Genomic DNA, 23,366 nt, shown 5'->3' with positions numbered 1-23,366 from the left:
CCGAGCCGTCTGCCTCAAAACTGTCCGTTCTCCTGCTGATTTCTCCGCCGTATTGGCGCTGAAAAAGTTTCGCTTTCACTTCCTTCCTCCTCTCTTTCGTCTTGCTTTCGCTTTTCGGTGTGATCTAATCAAAAACGAAAGTAGTCGCTCGACGGAACGAGCGAGTCGCCGGGGGATGCGTCTGTTGGAGCGTATTTTCGACCTCGCCATCATTGGAGGCGGTGTTAATGGCTGCGGCATCGCGCGCGACGCGGTGGGCCGCGGCAACACGGTTTTCCTGTGCGAAATGAACGATTTGGCGAGCGGGACGTCGTCCTGGTCGACCAAGCTGGTGCATGGCGGCCTGCGCTATCTCGAATATTACGAGTTTCGCCTCGTTCGCGAGGCGCTGATCGAGCGCGAGATCCTCTGGGGCATCGGGCCCCACATCATCCGCCCGCTGCGTTTCGTTTTGCCGCATCATGCCGGCCTGCGCCCCGCCTGGCTGCTGCGGCTTGGCCTCTTCCTCTATGACCACATCGGCGGCCGGCATCTGCTGCCGGCGACGCGCTCGGTCGATCTGCGGCGTGACGAGGTCGGCAAGCCGCTGATCCCGAATCGTTACAGTCGCGCCTTTGAATATTCCGACTGTTTCGTCGATGACGCCCGCCTCGTCGTGCTCAATGCACGCGATGCCGCCGACAAGGGCGCCGAGATCCGCACCCGCACCCGCGCAACGGATATCAAGCAGTCCGATGGCCTCTGGACCGTGAGCATGGTCAACACGCTGACCGGTGAGCGCTCGTCGATCCAGGCGCGCGCGCTCATCAATGCCGGCGGCCCCTGGGTCGAGGACGTGCTCGGCCGCGGCGCCGGCGTCAACGCGAAAGCCAAGGTGCGCCTGGTGCAGGGCTCACACATCGTGGTCAGGAAGCTCTACGACCACGACCGCGCCTACATGTTCCAGAACGCCGACGGCCGCATCATCTTCGTGATTCCGTACCAGGACGATTTCACGCTGATCGGCACCACGGATCGCGATTATGACGGCGATCCCGCCAAGGTGAAGGCGACGGCGGAGGAGATCCAGTATCTCTGCACCGCGGCGAGCGAGTATCTGGCGAAGCCCGTGACCCCGGGCGACGTGGTCTGGACCTATTCCGGCGTGCGCCCGCTCTATGACGATGGCGCCAGCGAAGCCAAGGCCGCGACGCGCGACTACGTGTTCGAGCTCGACACGCCCGGCGGCGTGCCGCTGCTGTCGATCTATGGCGGCAAGATCACCACCTATCGCCGCCTCGCCGAGGAGGCGCTGGAGCGGCTCGCGCCCTATCTTCGCAGCGCAAAAGCGCGGGAGGGGTGGACCGGCAAATGGCCGCTGCCCGGCGGCGACATGAATGTGTCCGACATCGACGGCCTGATCGCCGAGCTGCAGCGCGGCTATCCCTTCATCAGTCATGAGCACGCCAGGCGGCTCGCGCGCGCCTATGGCACCAAGGCCATCAAGCTGCTCGGCGACGCCAAATCATCGGCCGATCTCGGCCAGGCCTTTGGCGCGACGCTGACCGAGCGCGAGGTCCGCTACCTCATGGCCAATGAATGGGCCGTGACCGCCGAGGACGTCGTCTGGCGCCGTTCCAAGCTCGGCCTGCGACTATCTGCCGACGAGATTGCTGCGCTTGACGACTGGATCAGGACCCACGCCGTGCCGCAAAGTCCTCTGCTGGAAGCGGGAGGACGCTCATGACCGTGACGCTCGATCACGTGACCCGAACCGTCGAGGGGGTCCAGCATATCCGCGACGTCTCGCTGACGCTTGAGAGCGGCACGCTGAACGTGCTGCTCGGGCCGACGCTGTCGGGCAAAACCTCGATCATGCGGCTGCTCGCCGGCCTCGACAAGCCGACCTCGGGCAAGGTGCTGGTCAACGGCAAGGACGTTACCGGCGCCGACGTGCGCCAGCGTTCGGTTGCGATGGTCTATCAGCAGTTCATCAACTACCCCTCGCTGACGGTCTACGAGAACATCGCCTCGCCCCTGCGCGTGCAGGGCAAGCCGCGCGACGAGATCGAGACGCGGGTGGCGGAAGCCGCAAAGCTGCTGCGGCTCGAGCCGTTTCTGAAGCGCACGCCGCTCCAGCTCTCCGGCGGCCAGCAGCAGCGCACCGCGATCGCGCGCGCGCTGGTCAAGGGCGCCGATCTCGTGCTGCTCGACGAGCCGCTCGCCAATCTCGATTACAAGCTGCGCGAGGAGCTGCGCGCCGAGCTGCCGCGCATCTTCGAGGCCTCGGGCGCGATCTTCGTCTATGCCACGACCGAGCCGACCGAGGCGTTGCTGCTCGGCGGCAACACTGTATGCATGTGGGAAGGCCAGGCGCTCCAGATCGGCGAGACTGCCAATGTCTACCGCCGGCCGCAGACCCTGCGTGTCGCGCAGGTCTTCTCCGATCCGCCGCTCAACCTCGTCGGTATCGAGAAGAAGAACGGCTCCGTTCAATATGCCGGCGGCACCGCCTCGCCGGCCTCTGGCCTCTATTCGTCGCTGGCCGACGGCGCCTATCGCGTCGGTTTTCGCGCGCATCAGCTCGCGCTCGCCAATGGCGAGGCCGATCGCCATGCCTTCCATGCCACTGTCACGGTGACCGAGATCACCGGTTCGGAGAGTTTCGTGCATCTGACCCGCGAAGGATCGAACTGGGTGGCGGTGCTGCACGGCGTGCACGAGTTCGAGCCCGGCCAGACGCTCGACGCCGTGCTCGATCCGAATGATGTGTTCGTGTTCGATGCTGCCGACCGTTTGGTCGCGGCTCCCGGTCAATCCTGAGGGGGATGCGCCATGGCCCGCATTGACCTCGTCGATCTCGCCCACTCCTACGGCGGCAATGATGCGCCGCAGGACAGCTTTGCACTGAAGCCGGTGACCATGACCTGGCGGCAGGGCGGCGCGTATGCGCTGCTTGGTCCGTCCGGCTGCGGCAAGACCACGCTGCTCAACGTCATCTCCGGCATCATCACGCCGTCGCGGGGGCAAATCCTGTTCGACGGCAAGGACATCACACCTCTGTCAACCCAGAAGCGCAATATCGCGCAGGTGTTCCAGTTTCCGGTGATCTACGACACCATGACGGTCGGACAGAATTTGGCGTTTCCGCTGAAAAACCGCGGCGTGCCGAAGGCCGAAATCGACAAGCGCGTCGCCGAGATCGGCCGCCTGCTCGATCTCGAACCCTATCTGAACCGCAAGGCGACGCGGCTCACGGCCGATGCCAAGCAGAAGATCTCGCTCGGCCGCGGTCTCGTCCGTTCCGACGTCGCCGCCGTGCTGTTCGACGAACCGCTGACGGTGATCGATCCCGAGCTGAAATGGCAGCTCCGCTCCAAGCTGAAGGCGCTGCATCGCGAGCTCGACCTCACGATGATCTACGTGACCCACGACCAGACCGAGGCGCTGACCTTCGCCGACACCGTCGTCGTCATGCATGACGGCCGCGTGGTGCAGAGCGGTACGCCTGCCCAGCTGTTTGACAAGCCGGCACACACCTTCGTCGGCTATTTCATCGGCTCGCCCGGCATGAACATCCTGCCGGCCGAGGTGAGGGGACGCGAGGCGCGCATTGGCGGTCACGTCATCGCGCTGAACCGTGCTTACGACAATCTGCCTGCCGGTGCGAAGATCGAGATCGGCGTCCGTCCCGAATTCGTCGAGGTCGTCGCACCTGCGCCCGGCCTGCTCACGGCGAAGATCGAGCGCCTCGACGATCTCGGCCGGATCCGTTTTGCGCGGGCACGCCTTGGTGACGCCAAGCTCGCGGCGCGCGCGCCGGCGGGCTTCACGAGCGCGGACGGCATGGCCGGACTGAAATTCGATCCGTCCCACGTCCACGTCTATGCCGATAGCCTTCTGGTGGAGGGAGCCGCCTGATGGACAAGACCGTCAACCAAAAAGCCTGGTTCCTGGTGCTGCCGGTGTTCCTGGTCGTCGCCTTCTCGGCGGTGCTGCCGCTGATGACGGTGGTGAACTATTCGATGCAGGACACCTTCGGCAACAACCAGTTCTTCTGGAACGGCGTCGGCTGGTTCAAGGAATTGCTCGATCCCTCGACCGATCTCGGCGGCCGGTTCCTTGCCTCGCTGGGCCGCAATCTGTTCTTCTCGCTGGTGATCCTCGCGATCGAGGTGCCGCTCGGCATCGTCGTCGCGTTGTCGATGCCGCGCGAGGGCTGGACGGTGGCGGCCTGCCTCGTGATCCTCGCGCTGCCGCTGCTGATTCCGTGGAACGTGGTCGGCACGATCTGGCAGATCTTCGGGCGTCCCGACATCGGGCTGCTCGGCTACGTCCTCAACGCCGCGGGCATCGACTACAATTACGTCTCCAACGACATCGACGCCTGGGTCACCGTCATCGTGATGGACGTCTGGCACTGGACCAGCCTCGTCGCGCTGCTCTGCTATGCCGGCCTGAAGTCGATTCCCGAAGCCTATTACCAGGCCGCCCAGATCGACGGTGCCTCGCGCTGGGCCGTGTTCAAGGCAATCCAGCTGCCGAAAATGAACCGCGTCTTGCTGATCGCGGTGCTGCTGCGCTTCATGGACAGCTTCATGATCTACACCGAGCCGTTCGTCGTCACCGGCGGCGGACCCGGCAACTCCACCACCTTCGTGTCGATCGAGCTCGTCAAGATCGCGCTGGGTCAGTTCGACCTCGGCAAGGCCGCGGCGCTGTCGCTGGTCTACAACCTCATCATCCTGATCGTCTGCTGGATCTTCTACACCGTCATGACCAACGCCGGTGTCGAGCGCAAAGTCCAGGCCGAAAGTGAGCCGGCGTCGGAGCCGAAGTCTGCGGCCGCGCTCAAGCCCGTGCCGGTGCTCAAGCCAAAGGAAGGAGTGGCGTGATGCATTCGATTCCCGGCCGCCGCCTCATCATGGGGCTGTTCCTGATCTTCCTGCTGCTGCCGATCTACTGGCTCGTCAACATGAGCTTCAAGACCAACAGCGAGATCATCTCGACGATGACGCTATGGCCGCACACGCCGACGCTGCAGCACTACAAGCGCATCTTCACCGATGAGAGCTGGTATTCCGGTTACATCAACTCGCTGGAATATGTCGTTCTCAACACCATCATCTCGATCTCGGTGGCGCTGCCCGCGGCCTATGCGTTCTCGCGCTACCGCTTCCTCGGCGACAAGCATCTGTTCTTCTGGCTGTTGTCGAACCGCATGGCGCCGGCCGCGGTCTACGCGCTACCCTTCTTCAATCTCTATTCGGCGATCGGCCTGTTCGATACGCCCTGGGCGGTCGCGCTCGCGCACTGCATCTTCAACGTGCCGCTGGCGGTGTGGATCCTCGAAGGCTTCGTTTCCGGCGTGCCGCGCGAGATCGACGAGACTGCCTTCCTCGACGGCTATTCCTTCCCGCGCTTCTTCATCAAGATCCTGGTGCCGTTGATCGCGAGCGGCATCGGCGTCGCCGCCTTCTTTTGCTTCATGTTCTCCTGGGTCGAGCTCCTGCTCGCGCGCACGCTGACCTCGGTGTCGGCCAAGCCGATCGCTGCGATCATGACGCGCACGGTGTCGGCGTCGGGCATGGATTGGGGCCTCTTGGCAGCCGCCGGCGTGCTCACCATCATCCCGGGCGCGCTCGTGATCTGGTTCGTCCGTAACTACATCGCGAGCGGTTTTGCGCTCGGTCGCGTGTAAGGAGAGCGCGCATGATCCCGAAAAGTGCAAACCGGTTTTCGGACCAGATCATGCGCAAGGAGTAAGAGCATGGAATCCATCGCATGGATGGCCTGGACGCTGCCGACGGCGATCTTCTTCGCCGCGCTCGCCTGCACGCTCGCCGTGATGACGTGGCTTGCGGCGGTCTATCCCGAAGCCGAGCGGGTCGGTGTGCTCCGAATTCCGACCACGCGCGGCGACCGCCTGTTCATCTCGCTGATATCGGCGGCGGTCATCCACCTTCTCTGGATCGGCTTCTTCGGCACCGATGCGATCGCAACGCTGCCGATCGGCGAGGAGGGCGTTGAAATCTCGCGCCTGTGGCTCGCAAGTGGAATTTCGCTGGTCACGGCCGTGCTCATTTTTCGCACGGTCTGAAGCTCGCGAAGGGACGGCCAGATCCGGGGGCAATCCGGGTCTGTATAAAAGTTTGTCGCTGCAACGGAGGAACAACATGCGACAGTTTAGGAGAAGGAAAGGTCCATTGGCCAAGAATAGTTTTCTGACCATGTCCAGCGCCGCCGCCATCATTGCGGTGTCGTTCGCCGTCTCGGCGCCGGTCCGCGCCGCCGACGACGCCGTGATCCAGAAGTGGATCGCGGAATTCACGCCCTCGACGCTGTCGAAGGAAGACCAGAAGAAGGAGCTGGAGTGGTTCGCCAAGGCCGCCGAGCCCTTCAAGGGCATGGAGATCAACGTCGTCTCCGAGACCATCACGACTCACGAATATGAGTCGCAGACGCTGGCCAAGGCGTTCTCCGAGCTCACCGGCATCAAGCTGAAGCACGACCTCATCCAGGAAGGTGACGTCGTCGAGAAGCTGCAGACCCAGATGCAGTCCGGCAAGAACGTCTATGACGGCTGGATCAACGATTCCGACCTGATCGGCACGCATTTCCGCTACGGTCAGACCGTCGTGCTGTCGGACTACATGACCGGCGAGGGCAAGGACGTCACCGATCCCATGCTCGACGTCAACGACTTCATCGGCAAGTCATTCACCACGGGGCCGGACGGCAAGCTCTATCAGCTGCCCGACCAGCAGTTCGCCAACCTCTATTGGTTCCGCTACGACTGGTTCACCAACGCCGACTACAAGGCCAAGTTCAAGGCCAAGTATGGTTACGAGCTCGGCGTGCCCGTGAACTGGTCCGCCTATGAGGACATCGCCGAGTTCTTCACCAACGACATCAAGGAGATCAACGGCGTCAAGGTCTACGGCCATATGGACTATGGCAAGAAGGACCCCTCGCTCGGATGGCGTTTCACCGACGCCTGGCTGTCGATGGCCGGCAACGGTGACAAGGGCATTCCGAACGGCCTGCCGGTCGACGAATGGGGCATCCGGATGGAAGGCTGCCGTCCGGTCGGCTCCTCGGTGGAGCGTGGTGGCGACACCAACGGTCCCGCCGCGGTCTACTCGATCACCAAGTATCTCGAGTGGCTGAAGAAGTACGCGCCGCCGCAGGCGCAGGGCATGACGTTCTCCGAAGCAGGCCCGGTGCCGGCGCAGGGTAACATCGCCCAGCAGATGTTCTGGTACACCGCTTTCACCGCCGACATGGTGAAGCCGGGCATCGCCGTGATGAACGCGGACGGTACGCCGAAATGGCGTATGGCTCCCTCGCCGCACGGTTCGTACTGGAAGGAAGGCATGAAGCTCGGCTACCAGGACGCCGGCTCCGTGACGCTGCTGAAGTCGACCCCGGCGGATCGCCGCAAGGCGGCCTGGCTCTATCTCCAGTTCATCATCTCGAAGTCGGTGAGCTTGAAGAAGAGCCATGTCGGTCTCACCTTCATCCGTGAATCCGACATCTGGGACAAGTCGTTCACCGAGCGTGCGCCGAAGCTCGGCGGCCTGATCGAGTTCTACCGCTCGCCCGCGCGCGTGCAGTGGACCCCGACCGGCAACAACGTGCCCGACTATCCGAAGCTCGCGCAGCTGTGGTGGCAGAACATCGGCGATGCGTCGTCCGGTGCGAAGACCCCGCAGCAGGCGATGGACGCGCTGGCCGCCGCTCAGGACTCCGTCATGGAGCGCCTGGAGAAGTCCGGCGTGCAGGGCGCCTGCGGTCCCAAGCTGCACAAGAAGGAGACGGCCGAATACTGGTTCGCCAAGGCCCAGAAGGACGGCACGATTGCTCCGCAGCGCAAGCTCGCCAACGAGAAGCCGAAGGGCGAGACCGTCGACTACGACACTCTGATCAAGTCGTGGCCGGCCACCCCGCCCAAGCGCGCGGAAGCGAAGTAAGGCAAGGTCTCACAAGGACGAAAGGCCGGGAGCAATCCCGGCCTTTTTGTTTTGCGCTTGTGGCACCAGCGCGTCTTACACACTGGGTGTCATTGCCCGCGAAGGCTGGCAATCCAGTATTCCGAGACGGTCGCGATTGAACCGAGAGGCCGCGGCGTACTGGATGCCCCGCTTCGCGGGGCATGACAGCTTTCGTGTGGTTGGTCGTTACTCCGCCGGCTCGGCCGCGAGCGTCGGATAGTCCGTATAACCCTTCGCACCGCCGCCGTAGAACGTGGTCTTGTCCCAGTCGTTCAGCGTTGCGCCCTGCTTCAGCCGCTCGACGAGGTCGGGGTTGGAGATGAACGGCTTGCCGAAGGCGATGAGGTCGGCCGCATTGGTGTCCAGCACCTTGGTGGCGAGATCGAAATCGTAGCCGTTATTGGCGACATAGGCGCCGGCAAAGCGCTTGCGCAAGGATGCATAGTCGAACGGCGCGATATCGCGCGGGCCGCCGGTGGCGCCTTCAACGACGTGGAGATAGACCAGCTTCAGCGCGCTGAGGCCGTCGACGATATGGTTGTACAGGGCCTGCGGGTTGGAATCCGAGATATCGTTGGCAGGCGTCACCGGCGAGATGCGGATGCCGGTACGGTCGGCGCCGGCCTCGGCCACGACGGCCCTGGACACCTCCAGCATCAGCCGCGCGCGGTTCTCGATCGAGCCACCATAGGCATCGGTGCGCGTGTTGGCGCCGTCCTTGGCGAACTGCTCAAGCAAATAGCCGTTGGCGCCGTGAATCTCGACGCCGTCGAAGCCGGCCTCCAGCGCGTTCTTCGTGGCGCGCTTGAAATCGTCGATAATCCCGGGGATTTCGGAGAGCTGGAGCGCGCGCGGCTCGGAGACGTCGGCAAAGCCGCCGTTCACGAAGGTCTTGCCCTTGGCGCGGATCGCGCTCGGTGCCACGGGGGCTGCGCCTCCCGCCTGCAGGTCGACATGCGAGATGCGGCCGACATGCCAGAGCTGGATGAAGATCTTGCCGTCGCGCTCGTGCACCTTGTCGGTAACCTTGCGCCAGCCGGCGACCTGGTCCTTGCTGTAGATGCCGGGCGTGTCCTGGTAGCCTTGGCCCTGCTGCGAGACCTGGCTCGCTTCGGTGATCAGGAGCCCTGCGGAGGCGCGCTGGCCATAATAATCAGCGGCGAGCGGACCTGGCACGAACGTGCCGGGCGCCGCACGGTTGCGCGTCAGCGGCGCCATGACCAGGCGGTTGGCCAGCGTGATCGGGCCGAGCTTGTAGGTCTCAAACAATTTGGTCGAACGGCTCATGGGGGATGTTCCAGACGGTGAAAGGTCAGGAACACTTGTGCATCGCGACATCAAGCGCAAGAGATGAGCCATACGGAAAGTGCAGGCGCGCTACGCGGCGGGGGCCGCGTAGCATAATTCATGTGCGATTTTGGCCGTGGCAGTGGATTACGACTGCCACGGCCGTGCGATTTCGCAAATCAGTTCGCGCCCATAAAATCCCGCTTGCCGATCTCGACGCCATTGTGGCGCAAAATGCCGTGGGCGGTCGTGGCGTGGAAATAGAAGTTCGGCAGCGAGAACGCGCTCAAGAATTGCTGGCCCTTCATGGTGATGGATTTGTCGGGGCCCGCGGGGAAGGTGACGTCCTTGGTCTCGGCACCTTCGAACTGCTCGGGCTTGAACGACTTCACATAGTCGATGGTCTTGGCCAGCCGCTGCTTCAGCTCTGCGAAGGTCGTCTCGGTGTCAGGCGTGGAGGGCACCTCGCTATGAGTGAGCCGAGCACAGCCCTTGGCGGCGAAATCGCTGACGAGCTGGACCTGCTTCGACAGCGGCAGCATGTCCGGGAAGAGGCGCGAGCCGAGCAGCACGCTCGGGTCGATCTTCTTGGCCGCGCAATGCGCCTCGGCTTTGGTGAGCAGGCCGGTCACGCTGTTCAGCATTTGCAAATAGGCGGGGACGACGGCGTCGTAGAAGGACATGTGATGCTCGCTTGTGAATGGGAAATCTCAGGAGAAAACCTGAGCTACTCACATGGGAGGCTCACGGAAAAATACAATCGCGGGAAGCTGCTTGTGCAGTGCGAAAATTCTACCGCAACGTCCCCGCCGGCTGGGCCTGCGCCGTGGCGCCGCGCATGCGCGCCAGCAGCTCGGCGGTCGGCCAGGAATCGGCCGGCAGGCCGTGCTTGATCTGCATCGCCTTGACGGCCGCGCGGCTCTGCTGGCCCAGCACGCCGTCGACCTTGCCGACATTGAAGCCCGCACGCACGAGCAGTTGCTGCAGTTCCTTGAGCTCGTTGAACGGCAGCTGCGCCACCGGCGCCGACGGCTTGCGCATCGGTGCAGCACCTGCAATGCGCGAGGCGAGATAGCCCGCGGTGGTCGAATAGATCAACGAGTTGTTCCACTCGGTGTAGGCCGCGAAATTCGGGTACGCCATGAAGGCCGGACCATTGCGTCCCATCGGCAGCAGCACCGAGGCCGCGAGATTGTCATTCGGCAGCGGCCGGCCGTCGGGATAGGTGACGCCAAGCTGCGCCCATGTCGAGCGCGGCTCTCGCACCGTGAGATCGGTCTTATCCCATGGCAGGTTTTGCGGCACCTTGATCTCTTCCAGCCACGGCTCGCCGCGCCGCCACTTCAGGCCGTTGGCAATGTAGTTCGCGGTCGAGCCGATCACGTCGGCTGGCGACCGCAACAGGTCGCGCCGTCCGTCGCCGTCATAGTCGACGGCGTAGTTGACGTAATGCACAGGCAGGAACTGGGTCTGGCCGAGCTCGCCGGCCCAGGAGCCGATCATCTCGTCGGGATGCAGATCGCCGCGGTCGATGATCTTCAGCGCGGCGATGGTCTCGCCCACGAACATCTCCGAGCGACGGCAGTCATAGGCGAGCGACACCAGCGATTTCAGCGTCGGCAGATTTCCCATGTTGGCGCCGAAGTCGCTCTCCAGCCCCCAGAACGCGGCGATCACCGCCGGCGGCACGCCATATTCCTTTTCGGCTCGTGCAAACGCGGCAGCGTATTGCTTGATGTGCTGCTGGCCGTTCTGCATGCGATAGGGCGCCGCCATGCGTCCGGCGAATTCGATGAAGAGCTGGCCGAACACGCGCTGGCCGCGGTCGCGGTTGACGATGCCCTGGTCGTAGACGAGGTAGGGCGAAGCCTCCGCGATCGTCCGCTGCGATACGCCGGCGGCCACAGCCTGTTGCTTCACGTCGGCGAGGAAGCGATCGAAGCTCGCACCGTTATGGCAGGACGCCGCACGCGGCGAGGCTGCGGTGGTCCTGGGCGCCACGGGCTTGGCGGGCGGCGGCGCGAACTGGGCGGAGGCGGTGGCGGAGCATGCGAGGAGCGCGACGGCCGCGATCAGAAATCGGGTCTGGACCATAGGGGTTCCGGCGGGGAAGGGGCAGGCGTGGATTCGCCCGAAGTTTAGGTGAAGTGATGGCCTCAGGCCATCCCTTCCGTGCCATGCCAGCATATGGGATGCGAGTGGATGCCGGTCTAGCCGAACAGTCGCATCAGCAGCGCTTTCCCGACCGGGAGCGCCCTGACGCCCTGATAGGCGCGTACATACTCGCCGGCATAGAACGCCCTGATCGCATGCACGCGTGTATCCATGCCTTCCTCGAAACGCACCGCGAATCCGTCCGCGGTCTGCCGCACCACGACTGCGGCGATCGGGCGGCCATAAATCCGGCATTCGATCGCGCTGCCCGGGTGCGGCGGATCGGGATCGATCAGGCGGGCGCCGGTGATCGAGATGTCGGCGAGCCGCGCGAGATGCGACTTGCCGTGCTGGCGCAGCAGCACCGTCTCGTTGCGATCAAAACGCTCCGCCTTGCGCTTGCGCGGTTGCTCGATGCAGACGAAGCAGACCACGGTGAGGATGAACGCGTTGTAGAGGCTCCAGGCCAAAGCCAGCCCGCCGTAGGCGATGTTCTCGCCGCGCAGGTGCAGGATGAAGGCATAAGCGATGGCCGCGAGCGTAACGAGAAGCGCGGTGCCATAGAGCCGCAGCAGCGGCCATTCGACAAACCTCCTGTCCCGGTCCCCGCCTTTCGCCGTGACCTTGAACTTGTGTCCTTTCGGCTTCAGCAGACCGGTTGCCACCGCCTTCAGCACTGCGGGCGCGGCGATGAGTTGCGACACGTCCGTCATCATGGCCAGCGAGCGGCCGTGCGACAGCCAGGCCATGCTGAGGCTGTGCCAGACATAGAACGGCAGAAAGAACCGGAGCAGCTCGCTCAGGTCGGCACGGACCGCCTTGATACCGAAGAGCAGGAACAGCCAGGGCACCACGAGGCCCGCCACCTTCGACGTGTAGACCGCGGACCAGCTCATGAAAGCATCGACCAGCGAGAGCCGGTCGATGAAGGAAAGCTTCGACTCGCGCGAGAGCGGTCCGCTGCGGCCGCGCACGATTTGCATCAAGCCGAGGCACCAGCGGGCGCGCTGGGTGATGTATTCCTTCAACCCTTCCGGCGCGAGCCCGATCGTCAGCCGCTCGTTGAGATAGATCGTGTTGAGGCCGCGTTCCTTCAGGCGAAGGGTGACGAGATAGTCTTCCGTGACGGAATCGGTCGGAAACCCGCCGATCCGCACCAGTCCGTCGTAGCGAATGAGCGATGAGGTGCCGCAGCAGAATGCGACGCCCCAGGCGTCCTTGGCCGGCAGCAGGATGTCGAAGAAGAAGCGTTGCTCGTCCGGCCAAACGTCGGTTGCAGCAAGATTGCTCTGGATCGGGTCGGGATTGATGAAATGCTGAGGCGTCTGCACCACCCCGACCGAAGCATCGTCCATGAGCGAGATGGTCCGCGCCAGGAAGTCGGGCCGCGGCACGAAGTCCGCATCGAGGATGGCGACGAATTGCGGCGGCTTCGGCATCGCACCGACATGCCGGAGCGCATGATTGATATTGCCGGCCTTGGCGTGATGGTTGTCGGGCCGCGTGAGATAATGGCAGCCGAGTTCGCCCGAAAGTCGCCGCAGCCAGGGCCGTCGGCCGTCGTCGAGCACCCAGACGCGGTAGTTGCCGTACGTCATGCCGGTCGCGCCGATGATCGTGCGCTCGAGGATCGATCGTTCCTCGTTGTAGGTGCAGATGAAGACGTCGATCAGCGGCGCGCCGGGATCGAAGGCGCGGCTGTCAATCCTGGCTGATCTGGAACGATCGATTGTTCGGCTCAGGAACAGCAGAGACAAACTGACCGCGACGAGCGAGGCCGCTTCCAGCAGCATGAAGGGATAGCCGACCGCGGCATCCGCGGTCAGATGCGGCGGCGGGAGAGTCGCTGTGACGCGCCAATGGAGATAGCGGAGCAGGAAAACGAGTGACACGATGGCCAGGAACGAGCGTGCCATCGTGCTGTCGCGCCTGAGCAGCGGCACGATCGCCATGAAGGCGCCGAGCGCAATCAGGCCGGGCGTCAGCGCCGTCGTCACGGCGCGGTCTCTTGCCTTGCAAACACCACGCGGCCGGTGCGTCCCACCGTGCAGGAGTGGGCAGCGCCATCACCGAGCGCAACGGTCACGCGATAGGGCTCCTTGCTCAGCGCGTCGGGATTGATGGCGAGATTGGCGGGCGCGCCGGCGGCGCCGGTCAGGTTGACCACGGTGCCGGAGATCGGCGCGCCACCGTCGTTCGGCTCGAAGGTCGCGTGGTCGCCGAGCTGCAAACGGTTGTAGACGTTCTCGGTGACGTTCGCGGTGATGACGGCGCTGCTGCAATCGAGCACCTTGAGCAGCGGTTGGCCGGCTTGCACGTCCTCGCCCGGCGAGGTCATCATCTCCCAGACGCGCCCTGTGACCGGTGTCGTGATGTTGGCTTCGGACAGATCGGCGAAGCGAACCTCTTCGGTGATGATCTCGCTGGCGAGCCAGGCGATCTCGGTGTCGATGCGTGCGAGGTCGGCGTCGAGGTCGCCAGCACGCTGGCGCATCTCTTCCTCGCGCTGCACCGAGCTCGGCCGGTCGTTGTAGCTGTCGCCGAGGAAGGAGCCGTTCCGTGCCGCGGCAAGCTCGACCATGGCCGCGTCCAGCCGCTTGCGCGCACCGAGCTCGATCTGCTGCGACACGGAGAGCTCGCGCGTCAGCCGTGCCAGCTCGACGGTCGAGACGTTGCCGGATTTCGCCAGCGAGGAAGCCCGGTCGACCGCGGCACTGGCTTCCTCCCGCCGCGCTGCCGCGGCCTCGATCGAGGTCTGGATCTCGGCGATCCGGGCCTCGAGCTGGAGCACGCGCCCGTCGCGGAATTGCGTCGCCTGTCGCGCCAGGTCCTTTTGCGCGGCCTGGGCCGAGGCAAGCTTGGCGGCAAGGCTCGGCCGCTCGTTCTCCAGGCGCGATTTCTGCCGCCGGAGATCGTCGAGCCGGGTGCGATCGCCACGCGGGTTGACCACGCGCAGGACCACGGTCCCGGCGTCGAGTCTGGCCTGGTCGGTCAAGCGCTGCGCGGCTGCCACACGGCCGCCGATCGGCGTGCGCAGGGTGACGAGGCGGGAATTCAATACGGCCTCGACGCTTGAATACTCCCAGACCGCGCGCAGCGGCAGCCAGCCGAAAATGGCGATGAGGGCAAGTCCGATCGCGATCTTCGCGCCGCGCCTCAGACGTGGCCAGCGCCGCTGCGATTCCGGCTCTGTCTTCGCATCGGGCGCGGGGCCGGGCTCGTCATTGGCGAACATCTGCTCGTACAGCGCCTCCTGCAATCCCTTCGCGTCAGTCCTCGCGTCGATCTTGGCGTCGATCTTGGCGTCGTGAGGGGAGGGAGCAGATGCGGGATCGAGGGAGGCGGCGCTCGAGCGGTCCATCATGACGGTCACCTTGCTGACGGGGTGCCAACGGAACCGGTCAATGCGCCGCGACCGCGCGGCGTGCCCGGTTACCACGAATTAAGCCGCGATTGCGCTTTCCAGGTTGCTAAACGTCTGCGGGTGTTTTTGCGCAAATCCCGCTCAAGCTTTAGCGGCGCGGGAAAGGCTGACGCCGCGATGGAATGTGCGGCCGGGCGACGCACGAACCTTGCAGTCGCAGGCAGCCTTCATACCTCCGGGGTGCCGGCCAGAGGTTCGCCCGCGGCCGCCTTGGGAGACGGCCATGAACTATTTTCGTACCGCAATGCTGCTCGCAGGCCTCACCGCCCTGTTCATGGGCGTCGGCTATCTGATCGGCGGCGCCTCCGGCGCCATGATCGCGCTCGTTATTGCCGCCGCGACCAATCTCTTCACCTACTGGAACTCCGACCGCATGGTGCTCTCGATGTACGGCGCCCATGAGGTCGATCGTTCGACCGCGCCGGAGCTGGTCGGGCTGGTCGCGGAACTTGCGGGCCGGGCAGGCTTGCCGATGCCGCGCGTGTTCCTGATGGATGAGATGCAGCCCAACGCGTTCGCGACTGGCCGAAATCCGCAAAACGCCGCCGTCGCCGTCACCACCGGCCTGATGCGTCAGCTCAGCCGCGAGGAGCTCGCCGGCGTGATCGCGCACGAGCTCGCCCATATCAAGAATCACGACACGCTGCTGATGACGATCACTGCGACCATCGCCGGCGCGATCTCCATGCTGGCGCAGTTCGGCATGTTCTTCGGCGGCAACCGCGAGAACAACAATGGTCTCGGCATCGTCGGCTCGATCCTGATGATGATCCTCGCCCCGCTCGGCGCCATGCTGGTGCAGATGGCGATCAGCCGCACTCGCGAATATGCCGCGGACAATCTCGGTGCGCGCATCGCGGGGCAGCCGATGTGGCTGGCCTCCGCGCTGGTGAAAATCGAGGGCGCCGCGCATCAGGTGCCGAACTATGAGGCCGAGCGAAACCCCGCGACCGCGCACATGTTCATCATCAATCCGCTGTCGGGCCATGGCGTGGACAATCTGTTCGCCACCCATCCCTCGACGCAGAACCGCATTGCGGCGCTTCAGCAGCTCGCGGCCGAGCTCGGCACGCGGCCGGCGCCGTCGGTCGGCGCCAACGAGAACTATCCGCCGCGCAGCCCATGGGGGCGCTCGTCCTCGCGTGGTCCCTGGGGCTGATATGGAACCTGCGGCAATTTGCGGTCGGCTTTGTGACCTGGCGCACACAGGATGGTCCGAGCCGGTGTTAAGACCCCGGCGAGACACTTCCTTCGAAAGGGGATGCGTGACCGGCCCGCTGCCGGCCACCGTCGAAGATGACCAGAGCTGCCGTACCATTGCTGATCGTCCTGTGCGTGCTCGTCGGCCTGTCCACGCACATGGTCGTCAATTGCGGCGACGAGGACGATCCCGACATCTGCTCCGCCGTGATCGGCTTCTCGCCGCTGCGCGGATCGCTGATCGCCTTTGCCTATGAGGGGCGCGGACGGATCGCGCTGCGCCACGGCGACTTCAGGCGGGCGGTCGCCGATTTCGACGAGGCCATTCACCTCAATCCCAACCGCGCCTCGCTCTATCGCGACCGCGCGCTCGCGCGCCGTCAGAATGGCGACCTCGAACTCGCCATCGCCGACTATGACGAGGCGATCGCGCATGATCCCAAGCGCGCCGCGCCCTATCACCAGCGCGGTCTCGCGCTCGCCGCCACCGGCGATCTCGACCGCGCGATTCTGAGCTACAACACGGCGGTTCGCCTCGACCCCTCGGATGCGCAGGCCCGCCTCGACCGTGGCCTGGCGTTCCTCGCCCGCGGCCAGGCCGACGATGCGCGCGCCGATTTCGAGGCGGCGCTGGCGCTGCCGGCCGGCAAGGACGGTCAAACCCGCGAAGCCGCGCGCGCCAGGCTCGCCGAACTCGCCAGCGCCGAGCCGACGCAGGTGTCAGTGCCGAGGCAGTGAGGGGGCTCTATCCACCGAATCCTGGAATCGCAGGGTGGGCAAAGGCGCCCTTGCGCCGTGCCCACGATCTCTACAATACGGCAACAGACGCGTGGGCACGCTTCCGCCTTCGCTCTTCGAGCTACGGCGGACAAGTCGCTATGCCCACCCTAGGTGCTGATTGTGCGGAGAGATACTTCTCGTCCGCCTACTTCGCCTTCTTGGCTTTGGCCTTCTTCGCCTTCGCGGCCTTCTTCGCCGGCTTCTCTTCCTTCGCCTTCTTCTCGACCTTCGCCGCCACCGGGGCGCTAGCGGCAAGCCGCATTGACCGCGCGTAGCTGTCGGCGACGTTGTCGGCGGACATCTGCAGGCGCTTGGCGGCGGCGGTGGCCTGCTCCATGGTGGCCTTGGCCATCATCTTGAAGCGGTCGCCGGTGTCCTTGCCCTTGGCCTTGGCCGCCAGGCCGTTGAAGCGATCCCGCCGCTCCTTGGCGCGGGTCATCAGGCCCGTATGCAGCTGTCTGGCCAGTTGCCGGATCACGACATCCAGGTCGGCGTCCGCCATGTTGTTCTATCCTCTTCGAAAATGGGTCTCGATGCGGGCGGGACTATGCAGATCGGGCCCCGCCTTGGCAATTCCCGCCTGGGCGTCATCCGCAGCTTCCGGCCTGCAAAACAAAAAAGCCGCGCATTTCGCGCGGCTCTTTGGTTGATCTGGTTGAGGCAGCTCGACGTTCGCCTCACTTCAGCGAGGCGACCGGGCCGTTTGCAGCCGCCGGCTCCGGGTCGAAGCCGAACACTCCGACCAGATATTTGTAATAGTCCGGCATCTTCTCCTTGAGCGTCTCGCGCGACTTCGGATCGTGGAATTCGCTCTTTCCGGCCAGGAAGATGCTGGCGGTCACGGCAAAGAACTCCATGGGGTTCTTCAACGCATAGGATTCCTTGGGCAGCAAGTCCTTGGACTTGGCAAGGGCGAAATAGGCGATCACGCCCTTGTTGGCGTAGCCGTCCGGCAACAGCCGCGCGTGGTAGGCGTGCAGGAGCTCGTGCAGCAGCACCGCCTCCTTTTCGTAGCGCATCATGTCCGGCCGCAGCATGATCACGCCGAGGCCCGAATCGACCGCGAGGTCGACGGCGTTCGGATTGGTCCAGCGCTGCTTGTCGTGGTCCCAGACCGTCAGCGTCCGCGGCACGCGGCGTTCGACGTTGGGAGCGACGCGGCCGTAGCAGGCGGTGGCGGCACCTTCGTCGAGGCAGGCGAGCTCGCTGGCGATGATCGGCACGGTGCGGAAGAAGCGCAGCACGCGCGGCGACAGGCCGGCCGCCTCGACCGCGTCGATCTGGCTCTTCAGATTGTCGGTGAGCTTGTCGACATCCTTGCGGTCGGAATTCTCCGACAGGTCGAACATGTAGCCGCGATAGCTCTGGAAGCCCGGCGGCAGCGACTGCGCTGCATCGGCATCGAGCGATCCGGCTTGGGATGGATTGGCGAAGAGCGCGCCGACAATGGTTGCGGTCAGCAGCAACGCAATGCGCATGATGAACCCCCTGATGTCACTTCGCCCGGCAGAATAGGCCACCGTTGTTTGCGAAAAGTGAGTGGGGCAAGACTAAGGCAGCGATGTTGAGGCGTGCTTAACCGGTGGTTGCAGATCGCTGCGGCAGATTAGTGCGGGGTTAACCAAGCGTGGATTGGCGGCGGGCTTCGGCGTAACATCGGCTCCGGGCACAGAGCCCAAAAGTCCAGACAGCCGGAAGGGGAGGATGCCATGTATGCCGCCATCCGTCAGGCCAAGGCGAAAAGCGGGAGCGCGGAAGAGCTGGCGCGCCGCATCAAGGACGGCGCCGTTCCGATCATCAGCGACGTCGACGGTTTCCGTGCCTACTACGTCGTCTATGCCGGCGACGATACCGTGACCGCGATCTCGATCTTCGACAAGTTCGAGCAGGCGGAGGAGGCGAACCGGCGGGCGATCGCCTGGATCGAGAAGGATCTCGGGCCGTTGCTTGCGGGCCATGCGAGCGCGGCTGCGGGGCCGGTGATCGTGCATACGCTGGCGTAGGGCCTTGTTTGCGATATTGGCGAGCAGCGGCCGCATGTTCGGTCGTCATGCCCGGGCTTGTCCCGGGCATCCACGTCTTTCCTCGCACGCTGTAGCGCGTGGATGGCCGGGTCAAGCCCGGCCATGACGAAGGAGAGAGTGCCCGTCACAACTCCCGCGCATTCGAGAACGCGAAGCTCGATACCCGCCGCGTCGTCTCGTCCAAAATCAGCGTGCGCGTGATCGGCGGTTCGGCGCGCTGGGCGCAGTTTTCGCGCTCGCAGAGGCGGCAGTTGACGCCGATCGGAGTGCCCTCGGTCTTCTCCAGGTCGATGCCGGCGGCGTAGGTCAGGCGCGCGGCGTGACGGATTTCGCAGCCGAGGCCGATGGCGAAGCGCGGTTGCGGCAGCGGGTGCGGCGCGACGGGGCGGCGCACCATCTGCGCGATCGAGAAATAGCGCGTGCCGTCGGACAGCTCGATCACCTGCTTGAGCAGGCGATCGGGCGTGTCGAAGGTCGAGTGCACATTCCACAGCGGACAGGTACCGCCGAATTTCGAGAACGGGAAAGTGCCGGAGGAGAAGCGCTTGGAGACGTTGCCGGCATTGTCGACGCGCAAGAGGAAGAACGGAATGCCTCGCGCGTTCGGCCGCTGCAGGGTGGTGAGCCGGTGGCAGACCTGCTCGAAGCCGGAATTGAATCGCTGCGCCAGCACGTGGATGTCGTAATTCAGGGCTTCGGCCGCGGCGAGGAACGCGGGGTAGGGCATCATCACGGCCGCTGCAAAGTAGTTGCCGAGCGTGATGCGGAACAGCCGGCGCGGCGCGTCGTCGAGCGGTCCGGCACGGCCGATGATGCTCTCCAGGGCTTGCGCGCATTCGCCGAGGCCAAGCTGGAAGGCGAGCTGGAAGGCGCGGCCGGGCGGATCGACCAACTCGGAGATCAGCAGCTGGCGGCGATGGCGATCGAAACGCCGCAGCGTCTCGCGCATCACGTCGACCGGCATGACGCGGGTCTGGATCGAATGCTTCTCACGCAGCCGCGCCGCGAGCGCTGCATAGAGTCCCTCGGCCGGCACGTTCAGCTCATCGCGAAGGGCCTCCGCGGCCTGCTCGAGCTCCGGAAAATAGTTGCGGTTGGCCTCGATCAGCTCGCGGACGCGCTCGACCGGATTGGCCTCAAAGCGCGTGCCGACGTCGCGGTCGGCCATCTGCGCCGCCGCCAGCGTCTCGCCCTGGCGCGCCTCGGTATAGGCGGCGTAGAGCCGTTGCAGCGCATGGGTGACGCCGGGGCAGAGCTCGGCGAGGTCGCGCAGCTCCTGCTTGGGAACGTCGATCTGGCGGAACAGCGGATCGGAGAAGATCTCGTTGAGCTCGGCGAAGAAACGGTCCTCGTCGGCGGTGGCGAGGTCGCGCAAATCGAGGTCATAGGTCTCGGCCAGCCGGAGCAGGATCTGCGCCGTCACCGGGCGCTGGTTGCGCTCGATCAGGTTGACATAGCTCGGCGAGATCCCGAGGCCCTCGGCAATCTGGGTCTGCGACAGCCCCAGTTGCTGCCGGATCCTGCGGAACCGCGGGCCGACGAAGAGTTTCTTGCCGGAATTGGCGGGCATTTCTCAGGACTCCATGCACATTAAGGACAGTCTAGCTGACCTATAATTTACAAGATTTACAAAATAACATCTAGTACATGTTCCGATGTTACATGACATCACCAATAAAAAACAAGCCATCTATCCGAAGTTTCTGTTTTCGCGTTTAGCTCCTGACAGGCATCTCGCAATGCACTGTCAAGAATGTCGATGGCCAGCCATCGCCATCGTCAGCGAAAGGATCAGGCACATGAACTACCAGCCGCGCGGCATCAGCACCCTTCAGGGCCCGGGTTCGTATCAGAACGAGGTCGAGGCGGCCCAGGCGCTCCTCAAGACCCAGCCGACCTGGAACGGGGTGACGGCCGAGGCCGTCGCACGCATGCGCCTGCAGAACCGCTTCAGGACCGGTCTCGACGTCGCCCGCTACACCGCCGCCTTGATGCGGGCCGACATGGCCGCCTATGACAACGACCCCACCAAGTACACCCAGTCGCTCGGCTGCTGGCACGGCTTCATCGCCCAGCAGAAGCTGATCTCGGTCAAGAAGCACTTCGGCGGCAAGACCGATCGCACCTATCTCTATCTTTCGGGCTGGATGATCGCGGCGCTGCGCTCCGAGTTCGGCCCGCTGCCCGACCAGTCGATGCACGAGAAGACTTCGGTGCCGGCGCTGATCGAGGAGCTCTACACCTTCCTGCGCCAGGCCGACTCGCGCGAGCTCAACGACATCTTCCGTCTCCTCGACAAGGCGCGCAAGGAAGGCGACAAGACCCGCGAGAAGGAGCTGATCGAGAAGATCGACAACTTCCAGACCCATGTCGTCCCCGTCATCGCGGACATCGACGCCGGCTTCGGTAACGCCGAGGCGACCTATCTGCTCGCCAAGAAGATGATCGAAGCGGGCGCCTGCGCGCTGCAGATCGAGAACCAGGTCTCGGACGAGAAGCAGTGCGGCCACCAGGACGGCAAGGTCACCGTGCCGCACGAAGTGTTCATCGCGAAGATCCGCGCCTGCCGCCACGCCTTCCTCGAGCTCGGCGTCGAAGACGGCGTCATCGTGACCCGCACCGATTCGCTCGGCGCCGGCCTGACGCAGCAGATCGCCGTCAGCCACAAGCCCGGTGACATCGGCGACCAGTACAACAGCTTCCTGGATTGCGAGGAAATCACCGCGGAGAACGCCCGCAACGGCGACGTCATCATCAACCGCAACGGCAAGATGATGCGTCCGAAGCGGCTGCCCTCGAACCTCTACCAGTTCCGCCCGGGTACCGGCGAAGACCGCTGCGTGCTCGACAGCATCACTTCGCTGCAGAACGGCGCGGACCTGCTCTGGATCGAGACCGAGAAGCCGCATATCGAGCAGATCGCCAAGATGGTCGATCGCATCCGCAAGGTGGTCCCGAACGCGAAGCTCGCCTACAACAACTCGCCGTCCTTCAACTGGACGCTGAACTTCCGTTGGCAGGTCTACGACGCGATGAAGGAAGCCGGCAAGGACGTCAGCAAGTACAACCGTGCCGAGCTGATGAAGCCGGAATACGATGATACGCCGCTGGCGCAGGAAGCCGACGAGCGCATCCGCACCTTCCAGGCGGATTCGGCCAAGCGTGCCGGCATCTTCCATCACCTGATCACGTTGCCGACCTATCACACGGCGGCGCTCTCGACCGACAATCTGGCGAAGGAATATTTCGGCGACCAGGGCATGCTCGGCTACGTCAAGAACGTCCAGCGCGCCGAGATCCGTCAGGGCATCGCCTGCGCCAAGCACCAGAACATGGCCGGCTCCGACATCGGCGACGACCACAAGGAATATTTCGCCGGCGAGGCTGCCCTGAAGGCGGGCGGCGTCCACAACACCATGAACCAGTTCGGCTAACACAGCACGCTATTGGACAGGAGACTGACAATGACCAAAGGCAGCAATTTCTGGGTGATCGGCGGCGAGTTCGGTTCGATGAACTTCCACAAGCTCGTGGAAGGCTCGGCCCAGGTGCAGGGTCCGTTCAAGACCCGCAAGGAGGCCGAGGATGCCTGGCGCACGGTCTCGGAAGAGAACCGCCACAAGGCCGGCGTCCGCTTCTCCATCGTGGAAGAGCCGTCGCGCGTCTCGGCCTAAAGGGCCTGGTGCCGACCTGAATTAAGAAGACGTCCAAGGACGGATGGTCCCATCCAGGCTCTGCCTGGGTGGGATCGTCTGTTTTTGGCACAGGTCAATCGCCTGTGGGTGCCGTAAGTATCTGGAATTATGGACCCTTTGCGGGCCTCAAGGTTGCTGATAGGTTAATGGAGGAAAGTCGAGGACGAGGCCGACAATGTCAGAGCCCGAAACCAGCGGGACCCATCCCGGCCAGCCACGCCCGGTGCGGCTGCGCGATGCGCTGCTGCGCGCGCGGATCGAGGCGGCCGACAGGACCGGCGTCGTCGTCGATCTCAGGGATGCCGAGGTGGCGCGGCTCGAGATCCTCAACGATGCGCTCGATCCCCTGTTCGCGCAGGTGCCTGACAGAATCGATCTGTTTGACCGCGGCATCAGCCAGGGCGATACGCCCAGACTCTGGATCGATGTTGTCGCCCACATCGTGATGGGGCGTGACAAGCGGATGTACCGCTTCGTCCAGGACACCCGCTTCGGCCGCATCGTGCTCGCCGAATCGCACGACACCGCTGTGATCGTCGAGGCCGTCACCGATTATGTCGCGCGCCGCATGGTCGAGCGCGAGCACGCGATGGTGGTCCCGCCCGAACCGAAGCCCGCAGTCGCGCCGCCGCCGCGCCGCTCGCGCCTGTGGCCGTTCGTGTTCGGCTTCGTGCTCGGCGCCGCCGCCTTGTTCGGCCTCGCCCTGTTGGCGGCCCTGCGGAGCTGGTGAGGTATTCTCCGCCGTCATTCCGGGGCGCGCCAAAGGCGCGAGCCCGGAATCCATTCATCCACCAATTCTGCGGCCCGATGGATTCCGGGCTCGCGCATC

General features: G+C 64.4%; 21 protein-coding genes. 13 read left to right on the top strand and 8 right to left on the bottom strand.

The features are described from left to right. The first annotated feature begins 175 nt into the window (after positions 1–175). From glpD to BM190_RS31570, 7 genes are all read left to right on the top strand, one after another. Entirely contained in the window at positions 176–1,726 is a 1,551-nt protein-coding gene (gene glpD / locus BM190_RS31600) for a glycerol-3-phosphate dehydrogenase (protein ID WP_092261566.1), read from the top strand. After that, a complete protein-coding gene (locus BM190_RS31595; RefSeq protein ID WP_092261565.1) occupies positions 1,723–2,802 on the top strand; it encodes an ABC transporter ATP-binding protein in 1,080 nt (359 codons plus the stop codon). The genes glpD and BM190_RS31595 overlap by 4 nt, the downstream gene beginning before the upstream one ends. Positions 2,803–2,814: 12 nt before the next feature. Further along, on the top strand, positions 2,815–3,900 hold the full coding sequence (locus BM190_RS31590; RefSeq protein ID WP_092261564.1) for an ABC transporter ATP-binding protein: 1,086 nt from the start codon (positions 2,815–2,817) through the stop codon (positions 3,898–3,900). Beyond that, positions 3,900–4,874, top strand: a complete 975-nt coding sequence (locus BM190_RS31585; protein WP_092261563.1) for a carbohydrate ABC transporter permease — start codon at positions 3,900–3,902, stop codon at positions 4,872–4,874. Before BM190_RS31590 ends, BM190_RS31585 begins: the two co-directional genes overlap by 1 nt. Next, positions 4,874–5,680, top strand: coding sequence for a carbohydrate ABC transporter permease (locus BM190_RS31580; RefSeq protein WP_092261562.1), 807 nt, complete (start codon positions 4,874–4,876; stop codon positions 5,678–5,680). The genes BM190_RS31585 and BM190_RS31580 overlap by 1 nt, the downstream gene beginning before the upstream one ends. 69 nt (positions 5,681–5,749) lie before the next feature. Continuing rightward, positions 5,750–6,079 carry a DUF2160 domain-containing protein gene (locus BM190_RS31575; protein ID WP_018323269.1) on the top strand — a complete coding sequence of 110 codons (330 nt, stop codon included), beginning with the start codon at positions 5,750–5,752 and terminating at the stop codon, positions 6,077–6,079. A 130-nt stretch (positions 6,080–6,209) separates the two neighbouring features. Next, a complete protein-coding gene (locus BM190_RS31570; protein ID WP_026202903.1) occupies positions 6,210–7,952 on the top strand; it encodes an ABC transporter substrate-binding protein in 1,743 nt (580 codons plus the stop codon). 207 nt (positions 7,953–8,159) lie between these two features. Here the strand turns inward: BM190_RS31570 and BM190_RS31565 are convergent, their stop codons facing one another. The 5 genes from BM190_RS31565 to BM190_RS31545 form a co-directional block, all read right to left on the bottom strand. Continuing rightward, positions 8,160–9,260, bottom strand: a complete 1,101-nt coding sequence (locus BM190_RS31565; RefSeq protein ID WP_092261561.1) for an alkene reductase — start codon at positions 9,258–9,260, stop codon at positions 8,160–8,162. A gap of 179 nt (positions 9,261–9,439) precedes the next feature. Then, a complete protein-coding gene (locus tag BM190_RS31560; protein ID WP_018323272.1) occupies positions 9,440–9,943 on the bottom strand; it encodes a DUF1993 domain-containing protein in 504 nt (167 codons plus the stop codon). Positions 9,944–10,052: 109 nt separating this feature from the next. After that, entirely contained in the window at positions 10,053–11,354 is a 1,302-nt protein-coding gene (locus BM190_RS31555; protein WP_092261560.1) for a lytic murein transglycosylase, read from the bottom strand. A gap of 116 nt (positions 11,355–11,470) precedes the next feature. Further along, complete coding sequence (locus BM190_RS31550; RefSeq protein WP_092261559.1) at positions 11,471–13,411, bottom strand: glycosyltransferase; 1,941 nt, start codon at positions 13,409–13,411, stop codon at positions 11,471–11,473. After that, a complete protein-coding gene (locus BM190_RS31545) occupies positions 13,408–14,778 on the bottom strand; it encodes an HlyD family secretion protein (protein ID WP_092261624.1) in 1,371 nt (456 codons plus the stop codon). Before BM190_RS31545 ends, BM190_RS31550 begins: the two co-directional genes overlap by 4 nt. A gap of 283 nt (positions 14,779–15,061) precedes the next feature. On the opposite strand from BM190_RS31545, the gene htpX reads away from it, so the two are divergent. After that, the gene (gene htpX, locus BM190_RS31540) at positions 15,062–15,997 is read left to right on the top strand and encodes a zinc metalloprotease HtpX (RefSeq protein WP_092261558.1); all 936 of its coding nucleotides are present in this window, start codon (positions 15,062–15,064) and stop codon (positions 15,995–15,997) included. A gap of 137 nt (positions 15,998–16,134) precedes the next feature. Continuing rightward, a complete protein-coding gene (locus BM190_RS31535; protein WP_092261557.1) occupies positions 16,135–16,776 on the top strand; it encodes a tetratricopeptide repeat protein in 642 nt (213 codons plus the stop codon). 187 nt (positions 16,777–16,963) lie between these two features. Here the strand turns inward: BM190_RS31535 and BM190_RS31530 are convergent, their stop codons facing one another. Continuing rightward, entirely contained in the window at positions 16,964–17,320 is a 357-nt protein-coding gene (locus BM190_RS31530) for a hypothetical protein (RefSeq protein ID WP_092261556.1), read from the bottom strand. Positions 17,321–17,495: 175 nt separating this feature from the next. Next, positions 17,496–18,296 carry a hypothetical protein gene (locus BM190_RS31525; protein ID WP_026202904.1) on the bottom strand — a complete coding sequence of 267 codons (801 nt, stop codon included), beginning with the start codon at positions 18,294–18,296 and terminating at the stop codon, positions 17,496–17,498. Between the two features lie 231 nt (positions 18,297–18,527). On the opposite strand from BM190_RS31525, the gene BM190_RS31520 reads away from it, so the two are divergent. Next, a complete protein-coding gene (locus BM190_RS31520) occupies positions 18,528–18,821 on the top strand; it encodes an antibiotic biosynthesis monooxygenase (protein ID WP_014497428.1) in 294 nt (97 codons plus the stop codon). Between the two features lie 145 nt (positions 18,822–18,966). Here BM190_RS31520 and BM190_RS31515 read toward each other — a convergent pair whose 3' ends face one another. Further along, entirely contained in the window at positions 18,967–20,412 is a 1,446-nt protein-coding gene (locus BM190_RS31515; protein ID WP_018323280.1) for a helix-turn-helix domain-containing protein, read from the bottom strand. A 229-nt stretch (positions 20,413–20,641) separates the two neighbouring features. Between BM190_RS31515 and BM190_RS31510 the strand changes: the two genes are divergently transcribed. The 3 genes from BM190_RS31510 to BM190_RS31500 all read left to right on the top strand — a co-directional run bounded on the left by BM190_RS31510 (position 20,642) and on the right by BM190_RS31500 (position 23,267). Continuing rightward, positions 20,642–22,276 (top strand): isocitrate lyase, encoded by a 1,635-nt coding sequence (locus BM190_RS31510; protein WP_026202905.1) that lies wholly within the window; start codon positions 20,642–20,644, stop codon positions 22,274–22,276. 30 nt (positions 22,277–22,306) lie between these two features. Continuing rightward, the gene (locus tag BM190_RS31505) at positions 22,307–22,516 is read left to right on the top strand and encodes a DUF4170 domain-containing protein (RefSeq protein WP_018323282.1); all 210 of its coding nucleotides are present in this window, start codon (positions 22,307–22,309) and stop codon (positions 22,514–22,516) included. 196 nt (positions 22,517–22,712) lie between these two features. Continuing rightward, entirely contained in the window at positions 22,713–23,267 is a 555-nt protein-coding gene (locus BM190_RS31500; RefSeq protein ID WP_018323283.1) for a hypothetical protein, read from the top strand. Positions 23,268–23,366: the final 99 nt, after the last annotated feature.

The organism is Bradyrhizobium sp. Rc3b (genome assembly GCF_900114915.1).
Classification (GTDB): domain Bacteria; phylum Pseudomonadota; class Alphaproteobacteria; order Rhizobiales; family Xanthobacteraceae; genus Bradyrhizobium.
Note: the sequence above shows the minus strand (reverse complement) of the source record. Positions and strands in the feature narration are given on the sequence as shown.